At 72.1% G+C, this 26,239-nt stretch carries 24 protein-coding genes; 13 read left to right on the forward strand and 11 right to left on the reverse strand.

Annotation, left to right across the window (positions count from 1 at the left end):
- Positions 1-33: 33 nt before the first annotated feature.
- The 3 genes from ACIOFR_RS34960 to ACIOFR_RS34970 are packed head-to-tail and all read left to right on the forward strand — an operon-like array spanning position 34 to position 1,375.
- Entirely contained in the window at positions 34-795 is a 762-nt protein-coding gene (locus ACIOFR_RS34960; RefSeq protein ID WP_401003710.1) for an N-acetylmuramoyl-L-alanine amidase, read from the forward strand.
- A 29-nt stretch (positions 796-824) separates the two neighbouring features.
- Positions 825-1,061 carry a hypothetical protein gene (locus tag ACIOFR_RS34965; protein ID WP_401003668.1) on the forward strand — a complete coding sequence of 79 codons (237 nt, stop codon included), beginning with the start codon at positions 825-827 and terminating at the stop codon, positions 1,059-1,061.
- Positions 1,058-1,375 (forward strand): hypothetical protein, encoded by a 318-nt coding sequence (locus ACIOFR_RS34970; RefSeq protein WP_401003670.1) that lies wholly within the window; start codon positions 1,058-1,060, stop codon positions 1,373-1,375. The genes ACIOFR_RS34965 and ACIOFR_RS34970 overlap by 4 nt, the downstream gene beginning before the upstream one ends.
- Before the next feature lie 66 nt (positions 1,376-1,441).
- On the opposite strand, the gene ACIOFR_RS34975 is transcribed toward ACIOFR_RS34970, so the two are convergent.
- Positions 1,442-1,795, reverse strand: a complete 354-nt coding sequence (locus ACIOFR_RS34975) for a hypothetical protein (protein WP_401003672.1) — start codon at positions 1,793-1,795, stop codon at positions 1,442-1,444.
- Between the two features lie 284 nt (positions 1,796-2,079).
- On the opposite strand from ACIOFR_RS34975, the gene ACIOFR_RS34980 reads away from it, so the two are divergent.
- Both ACIOFR_RS34980 and hemC read left to right on the forward strand, forming a co-directional pair.
- Positions 2,080-2,346, forward strand: coding sequence for a GntR family transcriptional regulator (locus ACIOFR_RS34980; RefSeq protein WP_401003674.1), 267 nt, complete (start codon positions 2,080-2,082; stop codon positions 2,344-2,346).
- A 110-nt stretch (positions 2,347-2,456) separates the two neighbouring features.
- Entirely contained in the window at positions 2,457-3,392 is a 936-nt protein-coding gene (gene hemC / locus ACIOFR_RS34985; RefSeq protein ID WP_401003676.1) for a hydroxymethylbilane synthase, read from the forward strand.
- Here the strand turns inward: hemC and ACIOFR_RS34990 are convergent.
- The 3 genes from ACIOFR_RS34990 to ACIOFR_RS35000 all read right to left on the reverse strand — a co-directional run bounded on the left by ACIOFR_RS34990 (position 3,389) and on the right by ACIOFR_RS35000 (position 5,884).
- Positions 3,389-4,357: a hypothetical protein gene (locus ACIOFR_RS34990; protein ID WP_401003677.1), complete on the reverse strand. Its 969-nt coding sequence runs from the start codon at positions 4,355-4,357 to the stop codon at positions 3,389-3,391. The genes hemC and ACIOFR_RS34990 overlap by 4 nt on opposite strands.
- 912 nt (positions 4,358-5,269) lie before the next feature.
- Positions 5,270-5,557 (reverse strand): hypothetical protein, encoded by a 288-nt coding sequence (locus ACIOFR_RS34995; RefSeq protein ID WP_401003679.1) that lies wholly within the window; start codon positions 5,555-5,557, stop codon positions 5,270-5,272.
- Entirely contained in the window at positions 5,558-5,884 is a 327-nt protein-coding gene (locus ACIOFR_RS35000) for a hypothetical protein (protein WP_401003681.1), read from the reverse strand.
- A 110-nt stretch (positions 5,885-5,994) separates the two neighbouring features.
- Here ACIOFR_RS35000 and ACIOFR_RS35005 point away from each other — a divergent pair, with 110 nt between their 5' ends.
- Both ACIOFR_RS35005 and ACIOFR_RS35010 read left to right on the forward strand, forming a co-directional pair.
- Entirely contained in the window at positions 5,995-6,822 is an 828-nt protein-coding gene (locus ACIOFR_RS35005) for a helix-turn-helix domain-containing protein (protein WP_401003683.1), read from the forward strand.
- Positions 6,819-7,028, forward strand: a complete 210-nt coding sequence (locus ACIOFR_RS35010) for a DUF397 domain-containing protein (RefSeq protein ID WP_401003684.1) — start codon at positions 6,819-6,821, stop codon at positions 7,026-7,028. Before ACIOFR_RS35005 ends, ACIOFR_RS35010 begins: the two co-directional genes overlap by 4 nt.
- A gap of 857 nt (positions 7,029-7,885) precedes the next feature.
- Here the strand turns inward: ACIOFR_RS35010 and ACIOFR_RS35015 are convergent.
- Entirely contained in the window at positions 7,886-9,475 is a 1,590-nt protein-coding gene (locus ACIOFR_RS35015; RefSeq protein WP_401003686.1) for an alpha/beta fold hydrolase, read from the reverse strand.
- Positions 9,472-10,722 carry an alpha/beta fold hydrolase gene (locus ACIOFR_RS35020; protein WP_401003712.1) on the reverse strand — a complete coding sequence of 417 codons (1,251 nt, stop codon included), beginning with the start codon at positions 10,720-10,722 and terminating at the stop codon, positions 9,472-9,474. Before ACIOFR_RS35020 ends, ACIOFR_RS35015 begins: the two co-directional genes overlap by 4 nt.
- A 1,138-nt stretch (positions 10,723-11,860) precedes the next feature.
- Between ACIOFR_RS35020 and ACIOFR_RS35025 the strand changes: the two genes are divergently transcribed.
- The 3 genes from ACIOFR_RS35025 (at position 11,861) to ACIOFR_RS35035 (ending at position 16,567) form a co-directional block, all read left to right on the forward strand.
- Positions 11,861-13,498 carry a CHAP domain-containing protein gene (locus ACIOFR_RS35025; RefSeq protein ID WP_401003688.1) on the forward strand — a complete coding sequence of 546 codons (1,638 nt, stop codon included), beginning with the start codon at positions 11,861-11,863 and terminating at the stop codon, positions 13,496-13,498.
- Between the two features lie 150 nt (positions 13,499-13,648).
- A complete protein-coding gene (locus ACIOFR_RS35030) occupies positions 13,649-14,911 on the forward strand; it encodes a transglycosylase family protein (RefSeq protein WP_401003690.1) in 1,263 nt (420 codons plus the stop codon).
- Between the two features lie 411 nt (positions 14,912-15,322).
- On the forward strand, positions 15,323-16,567 hold the full coding sequence (locus ACIOFR_RS35035) for a neprosin family prolyl endopeptidase (protein WP_401003692.1): 1,245 nt from the start codon (positions 15,323-15,325) through the stop codon (positions 16,565-16,567).
- A gap of 67 nt (positions 16,568-16,634) precedes the next feature.
- Here ACIOFR_RS35035 and ACIOFR_RS35040 read toward each other — a convergent pair whose 3' ends face one another.
- Positions 16,635-16,931: a putative quinol monooxygenase gene (locus ACIOFR_RS35040; protein ID WP_401003694.1), complete on the reverse strand. Its 297-nt coding sequence runs from the start codon at positions 16,929-16,931 to the stop codon at positions 16,635-16,637.
- A 114-nt stretch (positions 16,932-17,045) separates the two neighbouring features.
- Here ACIOFR_RS35040 and ACIOFR_RS35045 point away from each other — a divergent pair, with 114 nt between their 5' ends.
- Positions 17,046-18,008: a GlxA family transcriptional regulator gene (locus tag ACIOFR_RS35045; RefSeq protein WP_401003696.1), complete on the forward strand. Its 963-nt coding sequence runs from the start codon at positions 17,046-17,048 to the stop codon at positions 18,006-18,008.
- Between the two features lie 40 nt (positions 18,009-18,048).
- Here the strand turns inward: ACIOFR_RS35045 and ACIOFR_RS35050 are convergent, their stop codons facing one another.
- From ACIOFR_RS35050 to ACIOFR_RS35060, 3 genes are all read right to left on the reverse strand, one after another.
- Positions 18,049-19,884, reverse strand: coding sequence for an MFS transporter (locus ACIOFR_RS35050; protein ID WP_401003698.1), 1,836 nt, complete (start codon positions 19,882-19,884; stop codon positions 18,049-18,051).
- Between the two features lie 106 nt (positions 19,885-19,990).
- Positions 19,991-20,785: a VOC family protein gene (locus ACIOFR_RS35055; RefSeq protein WP_401003700.1), complete on the reverse strand. Its 795-nt coding sequence runs from the start codon at positions 20,783-20,785 to the stop codon at positions 19,991-19,993.
- Positions 20,786-20,886: 101 nt separating this feature from the next.
- Complete coding sequence (locus ACIOFR_RS35060; RefSeq protein WP_401003702.1) at positions 20,887-21,396, reverse strand: DinB family protein; 510 nt, start codon at positions 21,394-21,396, stop codon at positions 20,887-20,889.
- Between the two features lie 282 nt (positions 21,397-21,678).
- Here ACIOFR_RS35060 and ACIOFR_RS35065 point away from each other — a divergent pair, with 282 nt between their 5' ends.
- Positions 21,679-22,821, forward strand: coding sequence for a hypothetical protein (locus ACIOFR_RS35065; RefSeq protein ID WP_401003704.1), 1,143 nt, complete (start codon positions 21,679-21,681; stop codon positions 22,819-22,821).
- Positions 22,822-22,873: 52 nt separating this feature from the next.
- Here the strand turns inward: ACIOFR_RS35065 and ACIOFR_RS35070 are convergent, their stop codons facing one another.
- Positions 22,874-23,461: a hypothetical protein gene (locus ACIOFR_RS35070; RefSeq protein ID WP_401003706.1), complete on the reverse strand. Its 588-nt coding sequence runs from the start codon at positions 23,459-23,461 to the stop codon at positions 22,874-22,876.
- Positions 23,462-23,563: 102 nt separating this feature from the next.
- Between ACIOFR_RS35070 and valS the strand changes: the two genes are divergently transcribed.
- Complete coding sequence (valS, locus tag ACIOFR_RS35075) at positions 23,564-26,119, forward strand: valine--tRNA ligase (protein ID WP_401003708.1); 2,556 nt, start codon at positions 23,564-23,566, stop codon at positions 26,117-26,119.
- The last annotated feature ends 120 nt before the right edge of the window (positions 26,120-26,239 follow it).

The raw sequence follows: 26,239 nt of genomic DNA on the forward strand, positions 1-26,239 counted from the left end.
TTCGCATGTCTGGAGACAACCACCGTGGCACGCATGCCCGGCGCCGTCTGGCGCCCCGTCCGCAACCGCACCGCCGCCGGCCGCACCGAGCAGCGCGGCCTCGTCCTGCACGTGCAGGACGGCCGCAACTCGCCGTTCGGCTGGTTCGACGACGAGGACTCGGAAGCCTCGTCCGACTTCTGGGTGAGCACCTCCGGCCGCATCGAGCAGTACGTCGACACCGGGTCCGACCGCGCGTGGGCGCAGGGCGCCGGCAACCGCGCGTACGCCTCCGTCGAGACGGAGGGATACCCGTCCGAGCCGCTCACCGCCGCGCAGATCGAGGGCGTCGCCCAGATCTACGCCTGGGGCGCCCGCCTGTGGGCGTGGCCCCTGCAGGTCATCGACTCCACCACCGAGCGGGGGTTCACCTGGCACGGGGCCGGCGGCGCCGCGTGGGGCGGGCACCCGGACTGTCCGGGCCCGATCCGCAAGGCCCAGCGCGGCGCGATCCTTGCCCGCGCCGCCGAGCTGCTCGGCAAGCCCACCCCCGCGCAGCCGACCCCGCCGGCCGCGGACTACCCGTCGTGGCCCGGCCGGTACATCTCCCTGCGCTCCCCGCGCATGTCCGGCTCGGATGTCCGCCAGTGGCAGCAGCGCATGCGTGACCGCGGCTGGTCGATCGACGTCGACGGCGTGTTCGGCCCGCAGTCCGCCGGCGTCCTGCACGCCTTCCAGGCCGAGAAGGGGCTCGACGCCGACTCGGTCCTCGGGCCCGCCTCCTGGGCCGCGGCATGGACCGCGCCCCGCACCTGATCACCACCAACCGAGAGGACCGATTCACCATGACCGACGCCACCCGGCGCACCATCCGCACCGGCCTGCAGACCCTGCTCGGCCTGCTCGCCGCCCTCCCCCTGCTCATCTCCACCGCCGGCATCCCCGAGACCCTGCCCGGCGTCGCCGTCGCGCTCACCGTCGCCGGCGCGATCACTCGACTGATGGCTCTGCCCGTCGTCGAGCAGCTGCTGCCCGCGTGGCTGCGCACCCCGGTCCCGACCGACGAGGACACCATCGAGTGAGCGACCCGACGACCGGCGCCGCCAGCCTCGACGCCGTCCTGCTGTGGTGCGGCGCGGTCGTCGCGATCGCTGGCGCGGCCGGCCTGCTCTGGCGCGCCACCCGCGGCGCGCACCGGCTCGCCCGCCGCGTCGAGGACTTCATCGACGGCTGGGCCGGCACCGACGAGCACCCCGGCGTCATGGCCCGGCTCGACCGGATCGAGCACAAGCTCGGCACCGTCGAGCACGAGCTGCACCCCAACAGCGGCGGCTCACTGCGCGATGCGGTCGACCGCGTCGACCAGCGCACCGCCCGCCACCTCGACCCCCCGTAGACAGCACTACGCCCCCGTACCGGCCACATGGCCGGTACGGGGGCGCCTTTGTCGTTGTGGCGCGCGTCAGACTGCTACGGCAAGCGAGGGCACAGCGTTGCTCGTCAGCTCGTCAAGCCAGTGCAGCGGGTCGGGCAGGTCAAGCGCGGCGGCGAACGCTGCGGCGCGGCGGCGCTGCTGCTCTCGCTTCTCGTCCTGCAAGACCTGCGCCCACTGCTCGACCCGAGCCCACCGCTTCGCCGACTCGACCTCCTGCCGGCGACGCACCGCTGCCTGCTCTGCTGGGGTCATGCGCTCGAACGCCACGAGGTAGCGAGGCACGAGACGCGACGGGAGATCGAGAAGAGTGGCCGCGAGTTCTCGCGCTGAGATCGGTCGGACCGAAGCACAGATGATGCGCTTTGGCACGATGAGCTGCAAAGGCTCGACCGGACCGCAAATCACGACCACAGGCCGGCGCCTGCGGTGCCTCCCATTGGCGGGCAGCAGCAGACGGAAGAGCCGGAGGAGTGCCAGGGCGATAGAGTGCCGCATGTTGATCAGCTCCGATTTAGCTGGTCGGCGTTGGCCTCGGGACCGGTCGCACGGTCTCGGGGCCTCTTGTGTTGTGGCACGACGCTAGCGCCACTTGTCTAACCCTGTCTAGGTCTACCCAAGTACGTCTAAGTGGGCGCCGGTGGGCGCCGGCGTCTACGCTTCGGCGCATGGCAGAGACCCCGATTGATCCCCGCGGACGGGTCGCGCCGTACCTGCAGGTGGCGGACGCGATCAGACGCGAGATCGGCGCCGGACAGTACGGCGCGGACGGGCCGATCCCGTCCGAGAGCGAACTGTGCACACGGTTCGGCGTCGCCCGGGAGACCGCACGGCGCGCCGTCGCCACACTTCGCGAGCAGGGGCTCGTCGAGACCGTGCGCGGCCGAGGGTCGTTCGTCGTCCCCCAGGGCGCCCCAACGCCAGACGGCGAGTAACCCGGACGGGCAAGCGGCACACTCCTGCTTCCCGACCAGCTGTCTGTAAGAGCACCGGACCCACCGCCATACCCTGATCTGAGTAGCAGTCAGCTCTAGAGGGGTCACCGATGACCACGTTTCTGGTCGGCTCACGTGCAAGCGCCCTCGCTCGGACTCAGGTGCGTGAGTATCTTGATCCGCTCCGGACTCGGTTCGCGGAGCACACGTTCACGCACCGGGTGATCCTTGAAGGTGGGGACAAGGATCGTCGCTCTCTGCTGTCGAGCGTCAGCGCCGTGAGCGGTGGGTCCGCATTCAGCACTGAGCAGGAAGCCGCCCTAGTCCGCGGTGACGTTGACGTGGTGATCCACTCCCTCAAGGACTTGCCCACGGCCAACCCCGAGGGCTTGATGCTGCTTCCGCCGCCGGGCCGCGAGGATGTGCGCGACGCGCTGTGTGGGTCGACGCTCGCCGGCCTCCGGCGCGGCGCCAAGGTCGGGACGGGCGCCCCTCGCCGGATCGCTCAGCTTCTGGCGGTCCGCCCCGACCTGCAGGTGATCCCGATTCGCGGGAACGTTCCGCCTCGCCTGCAGAAGATCAAGACAATGGGGCTTGACGCCGTGGTCCTCGCTGCGGCGGGTCTTCGCCGGCTCGGCCTTGATGACGCCATCGGCGAGTTGCTGCCGCTCGACCTCTTTCCGCCGAGCCCCGGACAGGGTGCTCTCGGGATTCAGGTCCGCGAGGACAACACGGCCGTGCGGAACGTGCTCGGGACAGTCGGAGATCCGGCCGCGGGCGCTCAGGTGCGCGCCGAACGTGCCCTGCTCGCCGAGCTCCACGGCGGGTGCAGTGTGCCTGTGGGTGCCTATGCCGAGACCCTGCCGAACGGGGCTCTCTCCCTGTTTGCTCAGGTAACGTCCCTCGACGGCCGGCGCCGCGTATCCGGGACGCTCGCCGGCCCGGCGGGCGAGCCGGAAAGGCTCGGCGCTGCCCTGGCCGAGGAACTGGTCGACCAGGGCGCGCGCGTCATTCTCGATGGGATTCGGCCCGCCGCTTCGGTCTAGCTGAGCTGCCGGGCGATCTCCACCGCGCCGTACGTGACGGTCGCGGCAGCGCCCGCCCGGCGCAGCGTGGTGCAGTACTCGACCAGGGTGCGCACGTCCCGCTCGCCGGTGCCCGGGTCGAGGGGCGCCAGGGTGGTGTACTCCCCGGATACGGAGAACGGGAACAGGGGCGCGAGGGTGCGGTCCTTGAGGTCCCGGAGCATGTCCCCGGTGAACAGGCCGGGTTCCAGCAGCAGCATGTCGGCGCCGTCGGCGACCATCCGCATGGCGGTGTCTATGAATTGGTCGGGCCTGGTCGGGTTGATCTGGAATTCCCGGTTGACTCCGGCTTTCGGGCTCGCGCCCATGGTGCGCCGGAAGCCGTCGTAGAGGCTCGACCAGAAGATCACGTGCGGCATGACGGACACCGCGCCGTGCCCGCTCTGGTCCAGCGCGTCACGTGCGCCCCGGGTGGTTCCGAGGACCATGCTTGCGGGCCCGACGATGTCCGCGCCGGCTTCGGCGTGGGCGACGGCCTGGCGGCTGGTGACGTCGATTGTCGCGGCCAGGTTCGGCCGTGCGTGGTGGTCGGTGATGTAGCAGTGCCCGTTGTCGGTGTAGCTGCACAGGCACGTCTCCGTCATGACCGCGATGGCCGGCTCGGTGTCCTTCACAGCTCGGATGGCTCGGGCCATCAGCGAGCCCGGGTCGACCGAGAGTTCCCCGGTGGCGTCCCGCTTGCTCGACTCGGCGAACACCTTCACGGACCGGATGCCGAGCGCGGCGCACTCACGGACCACGGCCGGGATGTCGTTGACCGTGACCGTCGGCATGGGCCGGGCGACCTGGTCCTCGGTGACCAGCAGCACCATGGACAGGTCGGCCGGGGTCAGGGCCGGGCCCTCCAAGAGTGCGCGTACGGCGGGCCGGCTGCGGAGCGGGCTGTGTGCTCCGGCGGTACGGGGGCTGTGCGTGGTGACGCTCATTCGTCCCTCGTTTCGTCTGGTCGTGGTGGTGCCGGCCCCGAGCGGTGCTTGACCATGGCCGCTCGGGGCCGGCCGGTGCTGTCCCTCACCCCGGCAGGGGCATCCCGTCGGACGGGCGGGGCGGGACCGTCGCCGGTGCGTCCGCTCACGTCTGGTGGACGGCCGTGCGCCGGTGGCGTGCTCCCCGCCGGGGGACAGCGTGTTGCCTCCCGCGGCGCCCCGGGGCGCCGCGAGTACCTGCCGTGGGAGGCAGGGTTGTGCCCCGTCCCGGGGGAATGGACCTCAGCCAATGCCCGGGACGGGAGTCGGACGGATTGCTACCGCGTTGCTGGCAGTCGGGACCAGCGGACCCAGGGGGCGCGTCGGCGCGCGTGTCGGGCCGCACCCGGTACGAACTGCGCGGGGGCATCCCGTTGGCGCGCCCAGTGCCAGGCACGGCGGTGCAGCCGCTCGATACAGCGGGCACAGGCGTGCAGGGGGGCGTGCACCCCGCCAACGGCCGTGACAGGGCCCAGCCACAGCACCGGTACGGACCTGCGCTCACACCAGAGCCAGCAGTCATCGAGGAACCAAGGGTTCCCGTCCATCTCTTGCGCCGGCTGCGGCAGGTCACCGGACGCGAGACCCGAGACCACCGGAACGACGGTGAGCCCGCCCGGGCTCACCGCAGGTCCTTGCTCGGGGCAGGTACGTGTCGCACCGTGATGCGTAGCCGGCGGCTGTGTCGCCATCGCTCCGCCAGGGCGCCGCCATACGGGACCCCGAGCAGCAGCAGCGGGAGGGCAACCGCCCACCAGAGCGCCTGTCGGACTCCCGCGGCCACGGGATGAACCACGAGAACCATGCCCGTTGCCGCACCGGACGCCACCAGGGGTACCAGTACGGCCGCGAGGACGCTGGGCCACTTCGGCGTCATGACGGCTCCTCCTCGGGGACCATCACCAGCGGCACGTACGTGAGCTGCCCGAAGCTGCGGTGGTCTTGGCGCTCCCGAAGATGAGTGAACGTCCACTCGCGAGCGGTGTCGACATCGGCGCGCTCTCCCGAATCGGCTCCGCACCGGGTGCCGTCCTCTTCCTCACCCTCGCAGAAGAACAGGTGGACCGGATCGCGGTCCGTGTCCCGCCCAATGGTCCACCGCAGGAACCGGAAGATCCGGCGCTGCCCGACTACGCGCGTTGGCAGCGTTCCCACACTCACCTAGCTGACTCCTGTTCCATTAACTGCAGTTGGTTCACTGATGAGGTCAGCGTGTTCGCCAGGGCGCACCTCGGCCGCGAGTGCGATCGTGCCGGCCCGGATGACCTTCGCAAGCTTCGTGATCACGTCCGGGGGAGCCCCACCCAACTGCACCAACACAGAACCCGTGATGGCTGACGTCGACTCGACAGCCAGTGAGGGAAGAGGGCAGCCGGCGCTGTCGGCCGCCTCGCGGATCTCGGCACATGCCTTGTGCGCCTGTCTTCGCTGCTCCCTCACGATGTCGGCGAGCAGCGAGCGGGGCTTGCGGGTTGCGTCTGCGCCCATGGTGCGCCGCTCCCTTCCGTAGTCGGCTAGTTACAAGGATCGGTTGCTAGGGCTACGATCGGAAGGGTTTGAACTTTGACTAAAAGCTCATGTGAAAGGTGCGAACCGGCGTGCTTGCGAACGCTGTTGATCCTGCGTCATCTCCACAAGCGCGCTTCGGCGCAGAACTTGCCAGGTCACGCAAGGGGAGAGGATGGTCACAGGTCGAGTTAGGGCGGCGAATGGGATTCTCGAACACCCTCGTGTCCTACCTCGAACGGGGGAAGCGTCCTCCAACAAGCAACTTCGCTGTTAAAGCTGACGAGACCTTCGAGACCGGGGGTACGTTCTACGAGCTGTGGCGGCGATACGCGCGCGCGAGCTTGTTGGAGGGCTTCCCCGAGTTCGCCGAGGCGGAAGCACGGTGCCGCCGGCTGCGAACCTTCGAGCTAGGGGTGATCCCAGGGCTGTTTCAGACTGCGGCGTACGCTGCTGCTCTCGAAGCTGCCAGCGTTCGCCGCGGAAGCATCACCCAGGATCAGGCCGACGAGCGAGCTACGTTCCTCGCTCAACGACAAAGGCTTCTTGAGCAGAAGTCGCCACCTGTCATCCATGCGGTGATGGATCAAAGTTGTCTCATGCGTCCGATCGGCGGGCGGGAGGTGATGCGCGCCCAGCTCGACCATCTAGAGACCCTGGCGCGCCAACCCCACGTCACCCTGCAGGTCGCCCCCTTTGAACTTGCTGAGCAACGTCCGTTCATGCTTCCTGTGGTCCTGCTGACACAGCCGGATCGGACTGTGGTCGGATACTCCGAGTCCCAGATTCGGGGATACCTGGAGCGAGGGCGAGCCACCGTCGCGGCTTGGGAGAAGGACTACGATCAGCTCCAGGTGGAGTCACTCTCCACAGTGGCTTCGCTCGCCATGATCCGCGCTGTTCGGAAGGACCTTGAATGACGCACATCAACCTGACCGGCGCCCGGTGGGTGAAGTCAAAGCACAGCGGGAACGGCGGGAACTGCGTCGAGATCGCACCCGACTTCCCCAGCGTTGTCCCAGTACGGGACAGCAAGGACCCCGAGGGGCCCGCGTTGATCTTCCCCGCCTCCTCCTTTGCCGCGTTCCTTGCCGCCGTTAAGTCCGGCGAGTTCGGCAACGTGTGATCGCCTCGCCCCGAGGCCCCGCCACCCTGCACTTGCGGTGACGGGGCCTCGTCGTAGCTGGGCCCCACTCGGTTCATGGCAGCTTGCCGCACCCGGTCGGGGGTCCGTCTCAGCTTGCTGTCAGCGCAACGCCGACCGCCCAGCCTGCTGAACCGACACCGTCGGCCGCCAGGGTGGGCGGTTTCGTTCTGCAAGGCATTCCGATTGCCCGAAACCTGCAGGTCAACCTATGCCGGGGCGCCGAGTGCTTTAGGGACGTTGTTCCATGACTCCGCCGCACATGGAATCCGATCCATGCACCTGCTCGCCGCGTGGCTGCTCAGCCTGACGCGCGCCATCCAGGCCGAAGGACTCTGAGCCCGCACCCCGTGGAGAAGCCCCCGACCGCTACCAGCTGTAACGGCCATCGGCAGCGAGAAGCGTTCAGACTGACCCGTGGCAAGCATGATCATCTGTGCTGACGTGTCAGCACAGCGGCGCATGCAGGAGCACGAACGGGCATCGACCGGCATGCAGATCATCCACCTTTGTCCAAATCTGCCGCATCGCCGCAGGTCAAATCTCGGCAAAAGTCGAGTTCGAATCTCGTATCCTCCGCCTCTGCCAGCCATGGCAGCTCGAAGGCCCGGACCGCTCAGCGGTCCGGGCCTTCGTCGTTCCGTGGTCGCAGTCTTGGTTGCCGTTGAGGTCGCCCACCCGGGACGAGCGGTGCAGTCGCGCCGCACGGCACCACGGCAGCACGGGACGAAGGTACCGGGCCTTCGCCCACGTCACAGGACCGGAACGTGCGCCGAAACGCCGTGCCACCCGGGGCGCTCGGCACCGTGAGCGCCCGGCGGTCGGTGGGTCGGTCGGCCTTACCCGATCTCGAAGTCAGGCGGCTGGAGACATGCGAGGCATTCCGTGTTCGGCGCGGTCGGAGTGTCGAAGAACGAGCGGGTGATCTCCTGCGCACACACCGAGTCGGCGAAGACCACGTGGGCGACGTAGGGGACCGTGACCTCGGTGGCCCGGCTCAGTGTGCGGGCGGCGTACGGCCCGCTGCTCGGCGCGGTCTGGGCGTCGAACCCGCCGGACAGGACGAGCGTCGGGATGTCGCTCCGCGTCACGTCTCGGATCGAGCGTGGTGCAGCGGGGACGTCCCAGGCACGGCAGTCCGCGTGGAGCCAGGCGAGCATCGGGGCGTTGCCGAGCACCGACTCGGGGAACGACGGGAACGCGCGCCGCCCGGCCTCGATCACGTCCGCCTCGCTCTCGAACGGAGTCCACTCGCGGCAGAAGACGCCGTAGGCGAGCCCGTGGGAGAGCCTGCCGATGGCCTGTGGGCTGAGTCTGCCTCCCGCCCACTGCTCGGCGATCCGCTGCGGGTTGCCGTGCGCCAGCTCGTCGATGGAGCGGGGCACTCCGGCCGCCAGGTGGGTGGCGGAGACCAGCCAGCTCACCAGGACGCCGCCGTCCAGCACGACGTCCACCGGCTCCGGACGGCCCGGGACGTTGACGGTGGTGGTGACCGGTCGGGCTTCGAGTTCACCGACGAGGCGCTCGAAGGTGGCCTTCAGGTCGGGGTAGCGGTCGTTGCAGGCGCTCTGCTGCGCGCAGGCGTCGAACAGGCCGTCGAAGCCTTCTCGTGCCGCCTTCCAGGTCACAGCCCCACCGGCCAGGGACGGCGGCAGGATGCCGTCGATGCCGACCGACCGGATGCCCTGCGGGTGCTGGCGCATGTAGAGCAGGGCCAGATCGGTGCCGTACGAGATGCCGAACACGTTCCACTGCTTGATGCACAGTGCTTCGCGCAGATCGGCGTAGTCGGCGGCGCTCTCGGTACCGTCGTACGCGCTGAGGTCGGCCCCGCGGCCCGCGAGCTCGTCGCGGCAGGCTCGGGTCGCCTCGACGTGCAGGCGTCCGGTGGACGGCGCGCCGTAGACGAGTCCGAGGGAGTTCGCGTTGAACTCGTCGATGTTCGGGCAGGTGAGCGCAGGGTCAGCCGAGTAGGTGCCCCGCTGGGACATGAAGATGACGTCCCGGTCGCGGTTCAGGCTGCCCTTGAGCGCCAGCGGGATCTCGGAGACCGCGTCGTCGCCGGGCCCTCCGGCGAACCACACGATCGGGTCGGGTGCCGGTCGGCTCGTGGCCGCCGGGATGATCGCGACGCCGAGGGTGATCGTTCGCCCGTTGTGCCGGGAGCGGTTCTCCGGCACCGTGAGGGTTCCGCAGCGGGCCTTCTCCAGTTCGGGGATCGGGTCCGCGGTTCTGGGGCAGGGGCCCGGCTCGTAGTGGGCGTGCCCGGCCGTCCGGGGGACCGTGCCGAGCGGCGGGCCGGCCGCGGGCTCGGCCCGGGCGGGCAGCGCGGCAAGACCGACGGCGAGGACACCGGCCGCGGCGACCGCCAGCGTGGACCGGAGCCGTCGCGCGGTGCGACGGCGGTGGGGTACGGGAATCGACATCATGCGCTTTCCGATTCAGGGGTGATGGTGAACGGTGCGGGTGCGAGGTCCGCCACGCAGTCGGTGTCCGGCGCCGTCGGATGCACCAGGAAGGAGGTCAGGACGCTCTGCGCGCAGCACGACTGGGGGACCACCCAGTGGCCGATGCCCGGGATCCGCACGACGGTCGAGCGGGACAGCGTGCGGGCCGCGTACCGGCCCCAGCTCGCCCCGGTCTTGGAGTCGAAGGTGCCGGAGATGACGAGCGCGGGCACGTCGCTGACGGTGGCCACCCGCTGGACGGCCGTGCGGTCCGGGACGTTCCAGACCCGGCACACGTCGTACTGGAAGGGAAGCTGCGGCGCCTGGGCCAGGACTGCCTCCGGCCACCCGGGGAAGTTGCGGCGCCCGGCCTCCAGCACCTCGGCCTGCGAGTAGCCCGGCACCCACTCGCTGCAGGCCACCGACTCCTTGAGCCCGTAGGCGAATTCGCCGACGACGGGGGTCGCGCCCGCGGCGCGGGCGCGCGCGAAGCGCTCGGGATTGCCGTGGGCGAGTTCGTCGAGGGCGGCGGGCAGGTCGGCGAACGGGACGGCCTTGGCGACCAGCAGGTCCACCAGCGTGCCCCCGTCGAGGACGACCGTCACCGGGTTTCCGCCCCCGGGGGGCTGCGCCGTCAGTGTCAGGGGGTGTTCCTCCAGCCGCCGGACCTGCTCGGTGACGGTCCGGGAGAGGTCGGGGTAGCGGTTCCTGCAGGCGGGCTGGGCCTCGCAGGCCGCGAAGACCTCGTCGAGCCCTTCCCGGAAGCTGTCCCAGGTCCAGGGGAGGTTCACGACCGCCGGGGGTGCGACCGAGTCGATGGCCACCGAACGGATCCCCTCGGGGTGCAGGCGCAGGTAGGTGAGGGCGAGGCCGGTGCCGTAGGAGTACCCGTAGACGTTCCACCGGTCGATGCCCAGCGCTGTACGGAGGTCGGCGAAGTCCGCGGCGTTCTCGGTGGTGTTGTAGGCGGCGAGTTCGGCTCCGCCGGCGGTCAGGCGGTCCCGGCACTCCTTCGTCGCCCGGACCAGGAGTTCCCCGGTGGAGGGGGCGTTGAAGGGCAGTCCCACGGCGCCCGCGTAGAACCGGTCGATCTCCGGGCAGGCGAGGTTCGGCTCCGAGTGGAGGGTGCCGCGCTGGGCCATGACGATCAGGTCGCGGTCCTGGTTCACGCCGGCGCCGGTCAGGAAGGGGATGCTGCCGAACGCGTCGCCGCCGGGGCCGCCCTCCATGAACACCACCGGGTCCCCGGCCGGCGTCGCGGACACCGCCGGAATGATCGCGACGGCCAGTCGGATGGTCCGTCCGTGCCGGTGGGCGGCGCGGTTCTCAGGTACTTCCAGCACCCCGCACCGCCCGGGGACCGGCTCGGGCGTCTCCGGGCAGGGCCCGGGCAGGAATCGCGCCGGAGCTCCTGACAGGGGCTCACGGACCGGTCCTGACAGGGCGTTGCTCGGTGTCGGGCCGACCGCCCCCAGGAAGGCCAGCCCGGCCGCGACGAGCGCCACCCCGGCGGGCGAGCTCCGGGAACGTCCGCGTGCGCACCTGTGCCGCACCCGCCATCGCAGGGACCTGCCGATCCCGCGAACGGTGGGCAGGCAACCCTGACTGATGCCCTGTTCTGCCATGTGATCCCTTTCGCCGTCGTCCCCGGCTGCCCAGTGGGGTACGACGCCGGGTGGCTCCGCCCGCCGCTGCACGGTCGGTGCGGGTGCTGCGTAAGCCAGGCTGCATTCGTGGGGATACGTCCACCAGTCATGAACTCCACTTGGCGTAGCCCGGCCTCACCTCGCAGTCGGCCCCTGCCGGGGCGAGGTGGTCCGGCTGCTCGCTGCGGTCCTCTCAGGGGCTTCGCCCCGCGCTTCACCGCTCCCGGCACCGCTGGGACGGCGAGGTCCTGTCCGGTCACGACCCGATCATGAGGTCCGTCCGCGCGGTGGGCCTCGGCGGCTCCGCGCGCGGCGGGACGTGCCGTCCGCGGGCCCTCACTGGACGGAACGGTCCGGGGCCGTTTCCGTCCAGCCGGAAGGCCTTCCATAGGCCTTGAGCTGCGGCGAAGCTAGTGATCGCCAGCAGGGAACAGCACACGGACCCGGCGGGCGACACCGGGGAGACGTCACCGCGGGACGTGCATCCGGGCATCACCAGTCCAGCTTTCCAGCCGTCCCGGTCCGGGCGGCCCCGAACAACTCCAGTACCTCCAGCACCACCACCAGTCCCCGTGTCCACCGGTCCGACTGCTCCTGCAGGGCAGCCGATCCCGCGTCACGGTGCGGCGTCCACCTTCTTCGGCCTCGCCGTGCCTGCCTGCCTGTGATCTCCGCGGCGGCAGCACGCCGGCCCCCCTTCCTCGCCTTCAGGAGCTTCGCCATGTCCAAGACCCTCAAGACCGCCGCGATCCGCCTCACCTCCGCGTCCGCCCTGGCCGTGTCCGTGCTCACCGCGGTCGTCGCCACTCCGGCCGGCGCCTCGCCGCTCACCGACGGGATCGCCGGCACGGCCCGGGCGGAGGACGGCAACTCCTACTGCGCCCACGGTGGTTACGTCGGCGGGCCCAACCAGAGCAGCAGCTGCAGCGGCGGCACGAGCCGGACCCACGCCTGGTGTGCCGACTTCGCCGGCTGGGTGTGGGCCCGCAACGGGGTCACGGGGCTCGCCACGCTGGACGACCGGGCGGCCAGTTTCATGGACTACGGCAAGAAGTTCGGCACGCTGTCGCAGACGCCGCACGTCGGTGACGCGGTCGTCTACAACTACAACGGCAGCGACTACGCGGACCACGTCGCCCTCGTCACCGCCGTCAACGGCAACTCGGTCACCATCACCGGCGGCAACCAGGGTGGCGCCCCGGGCCACGTGACCACCAACACCACCGACAAGTGGCGGGTGGGCCAGGCGCCGTGGCGTCAGACGATCAGCGGTTACATCTCGCCGGCCGGCACCACCAGCCCGCAGTTCCCGAACCCGGCCTCGCTGCCGTCCGGGACGCTGGTGAAGTCGCCGAACGGCCCCGACGTGAAGGTTATGATCGGTGGCTCCGGCGTTCCGGTCGCGGGCTCGGACGTCACGCCCGACAAGTACGACCTGAGCAGGATCGTGCTGATCGACGACTCCGCGTTCCGTTCCCTGCCGAGCGCCCCCGCGGCCGGCACGGTCGTCCACGACCAGGCCGGCGGCATCGAGCGCTACGTGATCATCGACAACGCCGCCCTCCTGATCGGCGGCGAGGACTGGATCCCGGCGGGCTACAACACCCGTGCCGACATGGGCGTTCCGTCCGCCTGGCTGAAGGCCGCCGCGCAGCGCACGGTTCCCACCGGCACCGTCGTGATGGACCAGACCGGCACCGACCCGGCGCGCTATGTGATGGTGAACGGCTCGGCGCTGCACATCTCGGGCTCCGAGTGGACGGCCGACGAGTACAACACCCAGACGCTGATGGGCGTCCCGGGGCAGTGGCTGAAGGGCGCCGTCGCCCGGGCCCTGCCGACGGGCACCGTGGTGATGGACCAGTCGGGCAACGACCCGGCCCGGTACGTGATGCTCAACGGCGCGGCCGTGCACATCTCGGCCTCGGAGTGGACGGCGAACGGCTACGACACCCGCTCGCTGATGGGTGTCCCGGGTGAGTGGCTGGGCACCGCAACGGTCCACCAGGTCGCCAACGGCACCGTCGTCAAGGACGCCTCGGGCGCCGACGCCAGCGTGTACGTCATGGCGGGCGGCGTCGCCGTACCGCTGACCTACGCCGACTTCACCGGCCTCGGCTACGACAAGCGCCCGCTTGAGGGCGCCCCCGGCGAGTGGCTGAAGTCGTCCGTGGCCAGGACCGCCCCCGCGGACGGGACCATGCTGCTCTCCCCCGGGAGCACCACCGTCTGGCAGGTCACCGCCGGCACCAAGAAGGCCCTGACCGCCGACGCCTTCGGCCCCGGCAAGCTCAGCTTCGACGATGTGGTCAGCGTCCCGGCCGCCTTCACCGCCAAGATCCCCACCGCCACCGCCTGAACGGCCCCGGCACCGCACCTCAGTAGCAGCTGACCGACTGCCACTCCCGAGCCGCCCGGCCGCCACACGGCCGGGCGGCCCGGAACCCCTCACGCCCCTGGCCCCCGCCGCCGCCCTCCGCCCGCACCGCGCCCCGAACAGGACCCCCTCATGCGCTCCTCCGCCCGCCAGAAGTCCGCGCTCGCCGTGACCGCCACCGCCCTGCTCGCGCTCGCCGCCCCGCTGCTCACCGGTACCGAAGCCTCGGCCGCCTCCGTCTCGACCTGGGACAAGGTCGCCCAGTGCGAGGCCAGTGGCAACTGGAGCATCAACACCGGCAACGGCTACTACGGCGGCCTGCAGATATCGATGTCGACCTGGCGGGCCTTCGGCGGGACGTCGTACGCCGGCCGCCCCGACCTGGCGACCAAGCAGCAGCAGATCCTGACGGGCGAGAAGATCCTGGCAGGTCAGGGGCAGGGTGCCTGGCCGTCGTGCGGACCCGCCGCCGGCCTCGGCGCCGACCACGCCAACCCGTACCCCGTCAGCCCGTCCTACCCCGACCCGGCCTCGCTGTCGTCCGGGACGCTGGTGAAGTCGCCGAACGGCCCCGACGTGAAGGTGATGATCTCCGGGGCGGGCGTCCCGGTCGCGGGCTCGGACGTCACCCCCGACCACTACGACCTGAGCAGGATCGTGCTCGTCGACAACGCGGCGTTCAACGGCCTGCCGAGCGCGCCCCCGGCCGGCACCGTGGTCCACGACCAGGCGGGCGGCGCCGGCCGCTACGTCGTCATCGACGGTGCCTCGCTGTCGATCTCCGCCGCGGACTGGACCGCCGACGGGTACAACACCCGCCCCGACATGGGCGTCCCGACCGCCTGGCTGCAGTCGGCCGCCCAGCGCACCGTGGGCAACGGCCGCGTGGTGATGGACCAGTCGGGCAACGACCCGGCCCGGTACGTGATGCTCAACGGCGCGGCCCTGCACATCTCGGCCTCCGAGTGGGCGGCGAACGGCTACGACACCCGCTCGCTGATGGGCGTCCCGGGCGACTGGCTGCACGGCGCCGCTGCTCGCCAGCCGGCGAACGGCACCGTCGTCAAGGACGCCTCGGGCGCCGACGCCAGCGTGTACGTCATGGCGGGCGGTGTCGCCGTACCGCTGACCTACGCCGACTTCACCGGCCTCGGCTACGACAAGCGCCCGCTGGAGGGCGCCCCCGGCGAGTGGCTGAAGTCGTCCGCGGCCAGGACCGCCCCCGCGGACGGGACCATGCTGCTCTCCCCCGGGAGCACCACCGTCTGGCAGGTCACCACCGGCACCAAGAAGGCCCTGACCGCCGACGCCTTCGGCCCCGGCAAGCTCAGCTTCGACGACGTGGTCAGCGTCCCGGCCGCCTTCACCGCCAAGATCCCCACCGCCACCGCCTGAACGGACCCCCTCGGGCCGGCCTCCCTCCCCACCGGAGCGGAGCCGGCCCGCCGGCGTGTGCCCCCCGGGATTCCACGGAACGACGGCAGGATCGACTCCGCCGCCACATTCCACCTCCCGACAAACGGTTGCACGTTCCACCATTCGACGGCCCGACAGGAAAAGCGGTACGGGCCGGAGTTATGGTATAGCCGAGGGTGAGAGCCGCGGGAGCCGGGACGGTCCCTTCCGGCACCTCCAACGTGTGATCCGGCGACCATTCGGGATCACCGTCGTGGAATCTCAAGAACGAATTTCCACCGGCACCGGCGGCCGCTACCGACCGTCACGAAAAACCACCGAGTCCAGTGGCGACCGTGCGCCACGCGCCGCGACCGGCACCCGCGCACGGCCGCGGAGGAGCATCCGGTCATGGCACCCCAGGACGGCACGAATTTCCCGAGCTTCGCCCAGTTCATCGACGACGTCGCATCGGCCAGGCACGATGAATTCACCCGCAGGTCTCGTTCGGCGACGGCCGGGGCGGACGAATTCGCCGCGATGCGGCAGCACATTCTCGGCCTCTATTCAGGTGTCGACGTCCCGCACAGCTTCGTCGACGACAACGGGCAGATCTTCGACTGCGTCCCCATCGACGATCAGCCCTCGCTCAGGGACGGCGACGAGGGCCCGGCCGTCCCACCCGACGCGCCACCCCGACCCGGCCCAAGCGGTGAGGACCCGGCCCTGCCGGTGCAGCCGCAGCTGCGGTCGGACCGGCTGGACAAGTTCGGGAACCCGATGTCGTGTCCGCCGGGCACGATCCCCATGCGCCGGGTCACCCTGGAGGAACTGGCCCGCGGACGCACGCTCAGGGACTTCTTTCACAAAGTCCCCGAGGGAATGGGACGCCACCCCCGACTGAGCCCGGCCGCCATCGAGGCGAATGTCCACAAATACGCGCACGCGTTCCAGGTCATCGACAATCTCGGCGGCCACAGCTTCGTCAACATCTGGGACCCCAACATCGGGTCGCAGGTGTTCTCGCTCTCCCAGCAGTGGTACGCCGGCGGTTCGCCGGTCCAGACCGTCGAGTGCGGTTCCCAGATCTATCCGGGCAAATACGGAACCACCCAGCCGGTCCTGTTCATCTACTGGACCGCGGACGGCTACCAGAACACCGGGTGTTACAACCTCGACTGTTCGGCTTTCACCCAGACGAATTCCGCCTGGGCCATCGGCGGGACACTGAGCCCGTCGAGCGTCTGGGGCGGCGCGCAGTACGAGGTCGAGGTGACCTGGTACTTCTCCGGCGGGAATTGGTGGCTCTACCTCGGTGGCACCACGGCGAGCAATGCGGTGGGTTACTACCGGGGTTCGCTGTTCGGCGGCGGACAGCTCTCCAGGAACGCCGCGGACATCGACTACGGCGGTGAGGTCGTGGACACCACGGCATGGCCGCCGATGGGCAGCGGCGCGTTCGCCAGCAGCGGCTGGCAGTTCGCGGCCTACCAGCGCGACGTCTACTACTTCGGCGTGGGCGGGGGCGCCCAGTCGGCATCGCTGACCGCGTCGCAGCCGTCGCCGAAGTGCTTCACCACCGCGGTCGGCCACGCGGCGGCCCCGTGGAACGAGTACTTCTTCTTCGGCGGGCCGGGCGGGACCAACTGCGAATGACCCACCGGCGACCGGGCCCTCGGGTCTCCGGGCCGCGACGACCCGGAAACCCGAAGGCCCGACGGCCTCAGGGGAGCTTGACCGCCAGGAGGTCGACCGGACGGATGTCCGGCGGCGTGCTCAGCATCGTGGGGGCGGCCTCCATCAGGGCCGCGGCGATCCGGCCCTGAAGGTGTCCGGTGCGGCCGGCCTCGTCCTCGAAGGTGTCGAAGATCCCGAAGGTGGTGGCGTTCTCCCGGAACGCGAACCAGGTGACGGTGTGCTCCTCGTCCCGGGCGAGCTGCAGTGCGTCCCGCAGCAGGCCCTCGACCGTGTCGGCGTACTCGGGCTTGGCCTCGATCCGGGCCAGAAGTCCGATCTTCATCGTTTCGCTCCGTATGTCGTGATCGTTCCCGGTTGTCCGGGAACATCTTCAACCTAGGCCCGCCGACGGAGATCGCCCAGTGTCGCGAACGACTCGTCGGATACCGTTTCCGCCATGGAGATAGCAGTGCTGGCCTACGACGGTGTCTTCGACTCGGGACTCGCGGCGGTCCTGGACGTCATCGAGGGCGCCAACGCGATGCGCGATCAGCTGCAGCAGCCGCCGCCCGCCTGGCGGCTGAGCACAGTCGGTTTCCGCCGCACGGTGCGCACCGGCGCGGGGCACACGGTCAGCACCGCACCGGCCGCCCGGGCCGCGGCCACCGCGGACCTGCTGCTCGTCCCCGCCCTGGCGGAGCGGCGCCCCGAAGCCCTGATCGCGCACGTGTCGGGACCGGAGTCGGCGGCCGTGCGCGAGCTGGTGGCCGCCGCCCGCGACCGGGGGACGCCCGTCGCGTCGGCCTGCACCGGAACGTTCCTGCTCGCCGAGTCCGGGATCCTGGACGGGCGGCGGGCGACCACCAGTTGGTGGCTGGCCCCGACCTTCCGGCTGCGCTACCCGGCGGTCACCGTCGACGAGACCAGGATGGTGACCACGTCCGACGGGGTGACCACCGCGGGCGCGGCCTTCGGCCATGTGGACCTCGCGCTGGCGGTCGTCCGGATGAGCAGCCCGGCGCTGGCGGACCTGGTCGCCCGATACCTGGTCGTCGACGAGCGGCCGTCGCAGTCCGCCTACACGATCCCGAGTGCGCTGGCCCAGGCCGATCCGCTGGTCGCGGCCTTCGAGCAGTGGGCGCGCCAGCACCTGGCGGGGCCGGTGAGCGTGGGCACGGCCGCCCGCGCCCTGGGGGTCAGCGAGCGCACGCTCCAGCGGACGGTGCGCCGCACCCTGGGGACCTCGCCCGTCCGCTTCGTCCAGGACCTGCGGGTCGAGCAGGCCTCGCACCTGCTGCGGACCACCGACCTCTCACTGGAGGCGATAGCCCGCAGGGTCGGGTACGAGCACGCCAACACGCTGCGGATCCTGCTGCGGGAGCGGACCGGCAGCACCGCCGGGGCCCTGCGCGCCCGCTGACCCCCGATCCGCTCGCCCGGCTCCGCTCGCACTGCGCCGCTCAACCCGGCTGCGCCCGGCCCGGCCCTGCCGCGGCCCGGGTGTCCACCGTGCTCCCGCCGTCCGCGCACGGGTTGCCCCGCGGCAGGCCGTAGCGGCCGCCGATCCGGTAGGTGCCCGGCCCCGGGGCGTACAGCACGGTCCACTCCCCCGCCTCGGCGAGACAGCCCGGCGAGGGTCCGCCGGGGCCCGAGCGGTCCGGACGGTCCGGGCGGTCCGGGCCACCGACACCTCCGGTCCCCTCGACGCCCTCGACGCCCTCGATGCCGAGCCACGGCGACCACGGAACGCGCAGCAGCACCGGGCCCGCCCGCGGCACGTCCAGGGTCAGGGCGGCCGGCCCGGCCTCGCGGACGGTCGCCGGCGGTTCGACCAGCGGCAGCGGATCGGCGACCCGGTAGAGCCGCCAGCCGTCGTCCCGCCAGATCGGGTCCAGCCAGGTCTGGCCCCGTGCCACGATCTCGGCCTCCCGCACGGCGGCGTCGTCCAGTTGGGCGACGGGGAGGACCACGTAGCCGACGCTCCAGTGCCGCAGCCAGGCGTGGTACGAGTCCGCGGTCAGCGAGTCGTCGTAGAACAGCGGGTTGCGCACCACGTCGACCTGCCGGTTCCATCCGCGCGCCAGGTTCACGTGCGGCGCGAGGCCGGAGGCCTCCCGGTGCGAGCGCAGCGGCACCACCTCGATCCGGCCGCGGTCCGCGCCGATCCGGCGCAGTTCGTCGAGCAGGGGCAGGGTGGAGCGGGCCGTTCGGACGGACGGGTCGGCGGCGAGCAGGTCCGCGGCGAGCAGGTCGCCGACCGGTTTGCCGGTCTGCCAGACGGCGACGGCGAGGAACGCCACCGCCAGGGTGAGCGCCCGGCGGCCGGCCCGCCGGTGCTGGAGGGCGGCGGCGAGCAGCACCGTCCCTGCGAACAGCAGGGACAGCCGCTCGACGTTGCTGCCGACCGGTGAGGGAACCACCCAGGTGACGACCACCCCGAGTGCGTACACCGCCGCTCCCGCGCGGACCGTGCGCCAGCCGCGCGGCACCAGCAGGGCGACCGCGGCGGCCGAGGCCGAGACCGGCACCGCCACCCACCAGTCGAAGGGCTGGACGCCCTCGAACGGGAAGGCCAGGGCGGTACCGCCGACCACCAGGGCGGGCCCCGCGCCCAGCGCCGCGGCGCTCCGGCGGGCACCGGTCAGCCGGAGCCCGGCCGCGACCACGCCCAGGAACAGTCCGGCGACCGGGCTGCCCGCCGTGGCCAGGGCGGCGAGCGCCAAGGCGCCCGCGGTGCGGCCGGCCCGCGGCACCGGACGGCCCAGCGAGGGGACCTTCCGCCGGTCCGGCGCAACCGCCACCAGCACCGCCGCGAGCCCGAACGCGATGCCGACGGCGAAGGTCACCCGGCCGGAGAGGACGTTGCACCACAACGCGAAGGCCGTCCACAGGGCGGGGGCCAGCGGGCGGGCGATCCGGGTGCGGACCAGCAGGCCGGCGGCGAGCGCCGCGGCGGCCGTCCCGGCGAGCACGCCGGTGGTCCGCACGCCGAGCACGCCCATCAGGTAGGGCGTCAGCAGGCTGTACGAGGCGGGGTGCATCCCGCCGTACCAGGAGAGGTTGTAGGCCGACTCCGGGTGCTGCCGGATGAACTCGGTCCAGGCGTACTGGGCCGCCAGGTCCCCGGCGTCGGCCGCGAGGAGGAGCGCCCACACCGCGTGCAGCGCGGCGGCGAGCAGCGTCGCGGCGGCCACCGGTCGGCACAGGGCGCGCACACCGCGCAGGCCGCGCGGATCCCGCAGGCCGCGCGGGGGGCGCTCGGCGGCAGCGCGGTGCGCCGTCTCCCAGGTGGTCATCGGCCCTCTCTCGCGGGCGGCGGGGACGACGGCGCAGGCCGCGCCGAGGACGGACAGGCCGAGGACGAGCCGGGGACGAGCCGGGGACGAGCCGGATTCGGACGCCTCAGACGTCGGAGATCCGGGGCATATCCCCGGTCGTCCGGGCGAGGTCGAGCACGGCGAAGGGCGCGCCCTGCGGGTCGATCAGCGCGGCGAAGCGGCCGAACGGGCTGTCGATCGGGCCGAAGACCACGCTGCCGCCGCGCTCGGTGGTCCCGGCGACCGCCGCGTCGCAGTCCTCGACGGCGAAGTAGACGCCGACGTACGGGGGCAGGCCGTGCGGGAAGTCCGGCGTCATCGCCATCCGCCCGAGCACCGGCTCGTCGCCGAGCTCGAAGACCTTGAAGTCGACGGCGCCGTCCTCCATCCGCCGGGTGCGGTAGGGGAAGACGGCGGGGAAGAAGGCGTCCGAGGCCCCGGGGTCGCGGGTGTACACCTCGGCCCAGCAGTACGCGCCGCTCTCGCCGCGCTTCTCGAAGCCCTCGTGCGTGCCGGCCTGCCAGACCCCGAACGGGACCCCGCCCGGGTCGCGGGCCAGCAGCATCGAGCCGAACTCACCGACCCGCATCGGTTCCATGACCACCTCGCCGCCGGCCTCCCGGATCCGCCGCGCGGCGGCCTCGACGTCCGGCGAGGCGAGGTACAGGCACCACGCCGGCGGGCCCTCCTGACCGGGCATCGGCGGGACGACGGCGGCCACGGCCTTCCCGTCCGAGTAGGCCTGGGTGTAGTTCCCGTACTCCGACGAGCCCTCGCCGAAGGTCCAGCCCAGCACGTCGCCGTAGAAGGCCTTCGCGGCCTCCACGTCGGTGAACGTCGCGTCGGCCCAGCACGGTGTGCCTTCGGGCTGCACGGCCATGGCGCTGACCTCTCTCCTGCTCCGGGAACGGTCCGGTTCCTCACGCTAACCACTGGTCCGGCGCCGCGCGCGCGGGCGGCGCCGGCGCCGGCGCCGGACGGTCAGCCCATGGTCTTCGCACCGTCCAGGGACTCCCGGATGATGTCGGCGTGGCCCGCGTGCTGGGCGGTCTCCGCGATGACGTGCAGCAGGACCCGGCGCACCGACCAGCTGGCGCCCGGCTCGAACCAGGGTGCTTCCGGCAGCGGGTGGGCGAGGTCGAGGTCGGGCAGGTTCGCCACCAGGCCGTCGGTGTCCCGCGCCACCCGCTCGTACGCGTCCAGCAGGCCGTCCAGGGTCTCGCCGTCGAGCATCCGGAACTGGCCCTCCCAGTCGACGGGTTCGCTGCGCATCGCCTCGGCGCCGCCGACCGCGAACCGCATCCACCGCGCCTCGACCCCGGCGACGTGCTTGATCAGGCCGCCCAGGCAGAGTTCGCTGGCGGTGGTGCGCTGCGCCGCCTGCTCGTCGCTGAGTCCGCGGACGGTGTGCCGCAGGAAGCCGCGGTGTTTCGCGAGGGTCTCCAGCAGGTCGGCGCGTTCGGTGCCGGCGGAGTTCTGACGAGTGGTCATGATGGCGTTGCCTCCGGTGTCGTGAAGCCCTGACCTGCCCGTTCCACAGAACCACAGAGCGGGCCCGCGGGCGGGGAGGCGGGAGAGCCGTTTCGGTCCCGGCGGGGCGTTGCACAGCCGTGACGGTTGGCACACACTCCACGGATGTTCGACGGACAGACTTCTCTCATCGCACAGAGCGGCAGCAGGTCGAACAGACGGACCATCAGGTCCCTGAGGGACGGCGCGGCTCGACCGAACGCGAACGTCCGACCATTCGTCACCACTGGGGGGGAACCAGTCATGTCCGCTCGCATCCGCCTGCGCCGCACCGCCGTCGCCGTCGCCCTCGCCGTCACCACCGGCGGCGCCCTGCTCACGGGCTGCGGGCCGACCACGGACACGACCTCCACCGCCGCCGCCTCGGCCGCCCCGGCCGCCCCGGCCGCCCCGGCCGCCCCGCTCGGCCTCACCGGCGCCACCCCGTCGGCGGCCGCCTCCTCCCCGGCCCCCTCCTCTCCGGCCTCGGCCACCCCGTCGGCGGCCGCCTCCACCACCCGTACGCCGTCCGCCACGGCGACCCCGTCGGGCGCCGCACCGGCCGCTCCGGGCGCCGCGGCGCCGGTCAACGGCACCGCCCACAGCGCGCTCACCATCAGCAACGGCACCCGGTACGTGCTGATGAACGGCACCTCGGTGGACTTCGGCACCGCCGTGCGGGACCTCGCCTGGTCCCCGGACGGGGCCAAGGCCGCCTTCATCAGCGGCTCGGGCGACCTGGTGGTGTCGAACCCGGACGGCAGCGGCCGGGTCGTGGTCGCCAAGAACCCCGGCGGTCAGACCTGGTCGCACCCGGCCTGGCAGGTGGCGGCCGCCGACCCGCAGAACTACGTCGAGGCCAAGCGCAACCTGTTCTTCGCCGCCTCGGACGGCGGGGTCTCCCGGCTCAAGGTCGTGCCGGCCACCGCCGTCAACGGCACTCCGACCAACCTGGGGCTCGGGAACTACTCCGACCCCGACACGGCTCCGCTGCCGGAGACCGGCAACGTCTGGCCGAACGGCGGCGGGGCGCACGGCTCCGCGGTGTACGCCAACTCCCGCACCGGCGACGTCTACATCCGCGACGACTACCTGCGCCAGCAGGGCGGCGCCGTCACCAAGGGGTCCCAGCCCGCGCTCTCGCCCGACGGCGACGACATCGTCTTCGTCCGGTCGGTCGACGGGCACGACCACGTCTTCGAGCAGCACCGGGGCAGCAAGGCCGTCAAGGACCTCACCCCGCACGCCACCACGGACTACACCGAGCCCACCTGGTCCCCCGACGGCCGCACCCTGGCCGTCCGGACGCCGAACGGCGTGGCCACCCTGCCGGCCGACGCCTCCGCCGCCCCGGCCCAGGTCTCCGGCTACCCGGGCCTGCCGGCCTACCGCGGCGGCCACCGCTGAGCGGAGTCCGTCCGGACCGGGACGGTCCGCCCGAGCGCCGCCCCCGCCGAGGCTACTCCCGGCCGGGGCGGGCCAGCTCCGCGCGCAGCTCGTCCAGATGGGTGTCCGCCGACTCGTGCGGCAGGAACTCCACCACGTCGAGGAAGCGGAACAGCACCTTCGCCGGGGTGATCGCGTACTCGTAGTCGCCGAACCCGACCACCGCGCCGGTGCCGCCCCGGCTCACCCCGCGCCGCACGTGCGAGGTCAGCTCGTCCGCCCCGTCCGCCGACAGGCCGCGCCGGGCGTTCGGGCGGGCCAGGTACGGGCACACCATCGAGGCGTACAGCATGCAGGCGCGGTGGCCCGGGCCCTCCAGGGTCGGCGCGAGGTTGCGGTACGGGCGGCCGGCCGCGAGGGCGTCGGCGATCGCCGCGCTCTCGGCGGCGCCGACCACCCGCCAGACCGGGCCCCTGGGCATCAGGGTGTCGCAGACCGAGCACAGCCGGCCGCGCGCGCAGTCGGCGCTGCGCCCGTGGTCGGTGAGCGCGAACTGCGGCTGGTCGCCCTCCCACGGGGTGACGGCCGGAACGGGGTAGCCGCGGGTGTCGCGGGGCCTGGCCTCGACGGCCGGCGGCTTCGGAACGCTGTCGAAACGCACGGGTCATGCCTACCAGCCGGCCGTCGCCCGGCGGTACGGGCCCCGGGTGCCGCGGGAAAATGCCAGGTGACGGCCGGGCCGGACGGGTTAGCATCCGGAGGCATGACGCATACGCCTCGTCTTCCCGACGTGCCCGAGAAGCCCTCCCTCGCGGGGCTCGAAGAGAAGTGGTCGCGGCGCTGGGACGAGTCGGGCGTATACCGCTTCGACCGCTCCCGGACCAGGGACCAGGTCTTCTCCATCGACACCCCGCCGCCGACGGTCAGCGGCTCGCTGCACGTCGGCCACGTCTTCTCCTACACCCACACCGACACCGTCGCCCGCTACCAGCGGATGCGCGGGCGCGAGGTCTTCTACCCGATGGGGTGGGACGACAACGGTCTGCCCACCGAGCGCCGGGTGCAGAACTTCTTCGGCGTCCGGTGCGATCCCGCCCTGCCGTACGACCCCTCGTTCGAGCCGCCCGCCAGGCCCGGCAGGGAGCAGGTCCCGGTCTCCCGGCGGAACTTCATCGAGCTGTGCGAGCGGCTCACCGTCACCGACGAGAAGGTCTTCGAGGAGCTGTGGCAGCGCCTCGGGCTGTCGGTCGACTGGTCGATGACCTACCAGACCATCGGCACGGCCGCACGGGCCGCCTCGCAGCGCGCCTTCCTGCGCAACCTCGCGCGCGGCGAGGCCTACCTGGCCGAGGCGCCGACGCTGTGGGACGTCACCTTCCGCACCGCCGTCGCCCAGGCCGAGCTGGAGGACCGGGAGCGGCCGGGCGCGTTCCACCGGTTGCTGTTCGCCGGCCCGGACGGCCGGCCGCTGGAGATCGACACCACCCGGCCCGAACTGCTGCCGGCCTGCGTCGCGCTGGTCGCACACCCGGACGACCCGCGCTACCGGGAGCTGTTCGGTTCGACCGCGCGCACCCCGGTCTTCGGGGTCGAGGTCCCGGTGCTCGCGCACCGGATGGCCGACCCGGCGAAGGGGACCGGCCTGGCGATGGTCTGCACCTTCGGCGACACCACCGACGTGGTCTGGTGGCGCGAACTGCGCCTGGACACCCGCCCGGTGCTCGGCCGGCAGGGCCGGTTCGCCGCCGAGCCGCCCGCCGGGCTGGAGTCGGAGCGGGCCGGCGCGGCGTACCGGCAGCTGGCCGGCGCCACCGTGCACACCGGCCGCGAGCGGATCGTCGCGATGCTCCGCGAGAGCGGCGAACTGGTCGGCGAGCCACGGCAGATCAACCACGCGGTGAAGTTCTACGAGAAGGGCGACAAACCGCTGGAGATCGTCACCACCCGCCAGTGGTACCTGCGCAACGGCGGCCGGGACGAGGGGTTGCGCGGCGAACTGCTCGACCGCGGCGCCGAACTGACCTGGCACCCGGCGCACATGAAGGTCCGCTACGACAACTGGGTCGGCGGGCTGAACGGTGACTGGCTGGTCAGCCGGCAGCGCTTCTTCGGCGTCCCGATCCCCGTCTGGTATCCGCTCGATCCGGACGGGAACCCCTGCTACGAGCGGCCGTTGACTCCGCCGGAGTCCGCCCTGCCGATCGATCCCAGCACGGACGCCCCCGAGGGGTTCGACAACGGGCAGCGCGACCGTCCCGGCGGTTTCACCGGCGACCCGGACGTCATGGACACCTGGGCGACCTCCTCCCTCACCCCGCAGATCGCCGCCCGCTGGGGCGTCGACGACGACCTGTTCGAGCGGGTCTTCCCGATGGACCTGCGCCCGCAGGCCCACGAGATCATCCGGACCTGGCTGTTCTCCTCGGTGGTCCGCGCGCACAGCGAGCACGGGGTGCTGCCCTGGCGCCACGCCGGCATCTCGGGCTGGATCCTCGATCCCGACCGCAAGAAGATGTCCAAGTCGGTCGGCAACGTCGTCACCCCCGCCGACCTGCTGGTCCAGCACGGTTCGGACGCCGTCCGCTACTGGGCGGCGAGCGGCCGGCCCGGCACGGACACCGCGTTCGACGTCGGCCAGATGAAGGTCGGCCGGCGCCTGGCCGTCAAGGTCCTCAACGCCGGCCGGTTCGTCCTCAGCCTCGGTGCGGCCGAGGCCCGGGCGGAGGTCACCGAACCGCTGGACACGGCGATGCTGGCCGAGCTGGCCGCCACGGTCGAGGCCGCCACCGAGGCCTTCGAGGCCTTCGACTACGCCCGGGCGCTGGAGCGGGCCGAGCAGTTCTTCTGGCACTTCTGCGACGACTACGTCGAGCTGGTCAAGCCCAGGGCGTACGGCGAGCCGGGCGACCCGGCGGCCGAGTCGGCCCGCGCGGCCCTGGCCGTGGCGCTGTCGGTGCAACTGCGGCTGTTCGCGCCGTTCCTGCCGTTCGCCACCGAGGAGGTCTGGTCCTGGTGGCAGGAGGGCTCGGTGCACCGCGCCGAGTGGCCGCGGGCCGAGGAGCTGCACCGGATCGCCGGGCCGGCGGACCGTGCCGTCCTGGCGACGGCCGCCGAGGCGATCGCGGGCGTTCGCAAGGCGAAGTCCGAGGCCCGGCTGCCGATGCGGACCGATGTCGGCCGGGCCGTGATCACCGGTCCGCGGCCGGTCCTGGACCGGCTCGCCCTCGCCGAGGGCGACGTCCGTGCCGCCGGCCGCATCGCCGAGGTGGAGACCGTGGTCGGCGAGGACCCGCAGCTGTCGGTGGCGGTCAGCTTCTGACCGCCGCGGGGGGGGGGGGGGGACAGGGCCCCCCCGCCCCCCCCCCCCCCCCCCCCCCCCCCCCCCCCGGCCCCCCCCCCCCCCCCCCCCGGGCCCCCCCCCCCCCCCGCGGGGGCCCCG

This window comes from Kitasatospora sp. NPDC088346 (assembly GCF_044740765.1).
GTDB lineage: Bacteria > Actinomycetota > Actinomycetes > Streptomycetales > Streptomycetaceae > Kitasatospora.

Bases quoted from the DNA above. Each gene is read 5' to 3' on its own strand.
- ACIOFR_RS34960 (WP_401003710.1), top strand. From the start codon at position 34: ATGCCCGGCGCCGTCTGGCGCCCCGTCCGCAACCGCACCGCCGCCGGC.
- ACIOFR_RS34965 (WP_401003668.1), top strand. From the start codon at position 825: ATGACCGACGCCACCCGGCGCACCATCCGCACCGGCCTGCAGACCCTG.
- ACIOFR_RS34980 (WP_401003674.1), top strand. From the start codon at position 2,080: ATGGCAGAGACCCCGATTGATCCCCGCGGACGGGTCGCGCCGTACCTG.
- hemC (WP_401003676.1), top strand. From the start codon at position 2,457: ATGACCACGTTTCTGGTCGGCTCACGTGCAAGCGCCCTCGCTCGGACT.
- ACIOFR_RS34990 (WP_401003677.1), bottom strand. From the start codon at position 4,357: ATGAGCGTCACCACGCACAGCCCCCGTACCGCCGGAGCACACAGCCCG.
- ACIOFR_RS35000 (WP_401003681.1), bottom strand. From the start codon at position 5,884: ATGGGCGCAGACGCAACCCGCAAGCCCCGCTCGCTGCTCGCCGACATC.
- ACIOFR_RS35010 (WP_401003684.1), top strand. From the start codon at position 6,819: ATGACGCACATCAACCTGACCGGCGCCCGGTGGGTGAAGTCAAAGCAC.
- ACIOFR_RS35015 (WP_401003686.1), bottom strand. From the start codon at position 9,475: ATGATGTCGATTCCCGTACCCCACCGCCGTCGCACCGCGCGACGGCTC.
- ACIOFR_RS35020 (WP_401003712.1), bottom strand. From the start codon at position 10,722: ATGGAGGGCGGCCCCGGCGGCGACGCGTTCGGCAGCATCCCCTTCCTG.
- ACIOFR_RS35025 (WP_401003688.1), top strand. From the start codon at position 11,861: ATGTCCAAGACCCTCAAGACCGCCGCGATCCGCCTCACCTCCGCGTCC.
- ACIOFR_RS35030 (WP_401003690.1), top strand. From the start codon at position 13,649: ATGCGCTCCTCCGCCCGCCAGAAGTCCGCGCTCGCCGTGACCGCCACC.
- ACIOFR_RS35035 (WP_401003692.1), top strand. From the start codon at position 15,323: ATGGCACCCCAGGACGGCACGAATTTCCCGAGCTTCGCCCAGTTCATC.
- ACIOFR_RS35040 (WP_401003694.1), bottom strand. From the start codon at position 16,931: ATGAAGATCGGACTTCTGGCCCGGATCGAGGCCAAGCCCGAGTACGCC.
- ACIOFR_RS35045 (WP_401003696.1), top strand. From the start codon at position 17,046: ATGGAGATAGCAGTGCTGGCCTACGACGGTGTCTTCGACTCGGGACTC.
- ACIOFR_RS35050 (WP_401003698.1), bottom strand. From the start codon at position 19,884: ATGACCACCTGGGAGACGGCGCACCGCGCTGCCGCCGAGCGCCCCCCG.
- ACIOFR_RS35055 (WP_401003700.1), bottom strand. From the start codon at position 20,785: ATGGCCGTGCAGCCCGAAGGCACACCGTGCTGGGCCGACGCGACGTTC.
- ACIOFR_RS35060 (WP_401003702.1), bottom strand. From the start codon at position 21,396: ATGACCACTCGTCAGAACTCCGCCGGCACCGAACGCGCCGACCTGCTG.
- ACIOFR_RS35065 (WP_401003704.1), top strand. From the start codon at position 21,679: ATGTCCGCTCGCATCCGCCTGCGCCGCACCGCCGTCGCCGTCGCCCTC.
- valS (WP_401003708.1), top strand. From the start codon at position 23,564: ATGACGCATACGCCTCGTCTTCCCGACGTGCCCGAGAAGCCCTCCCTC.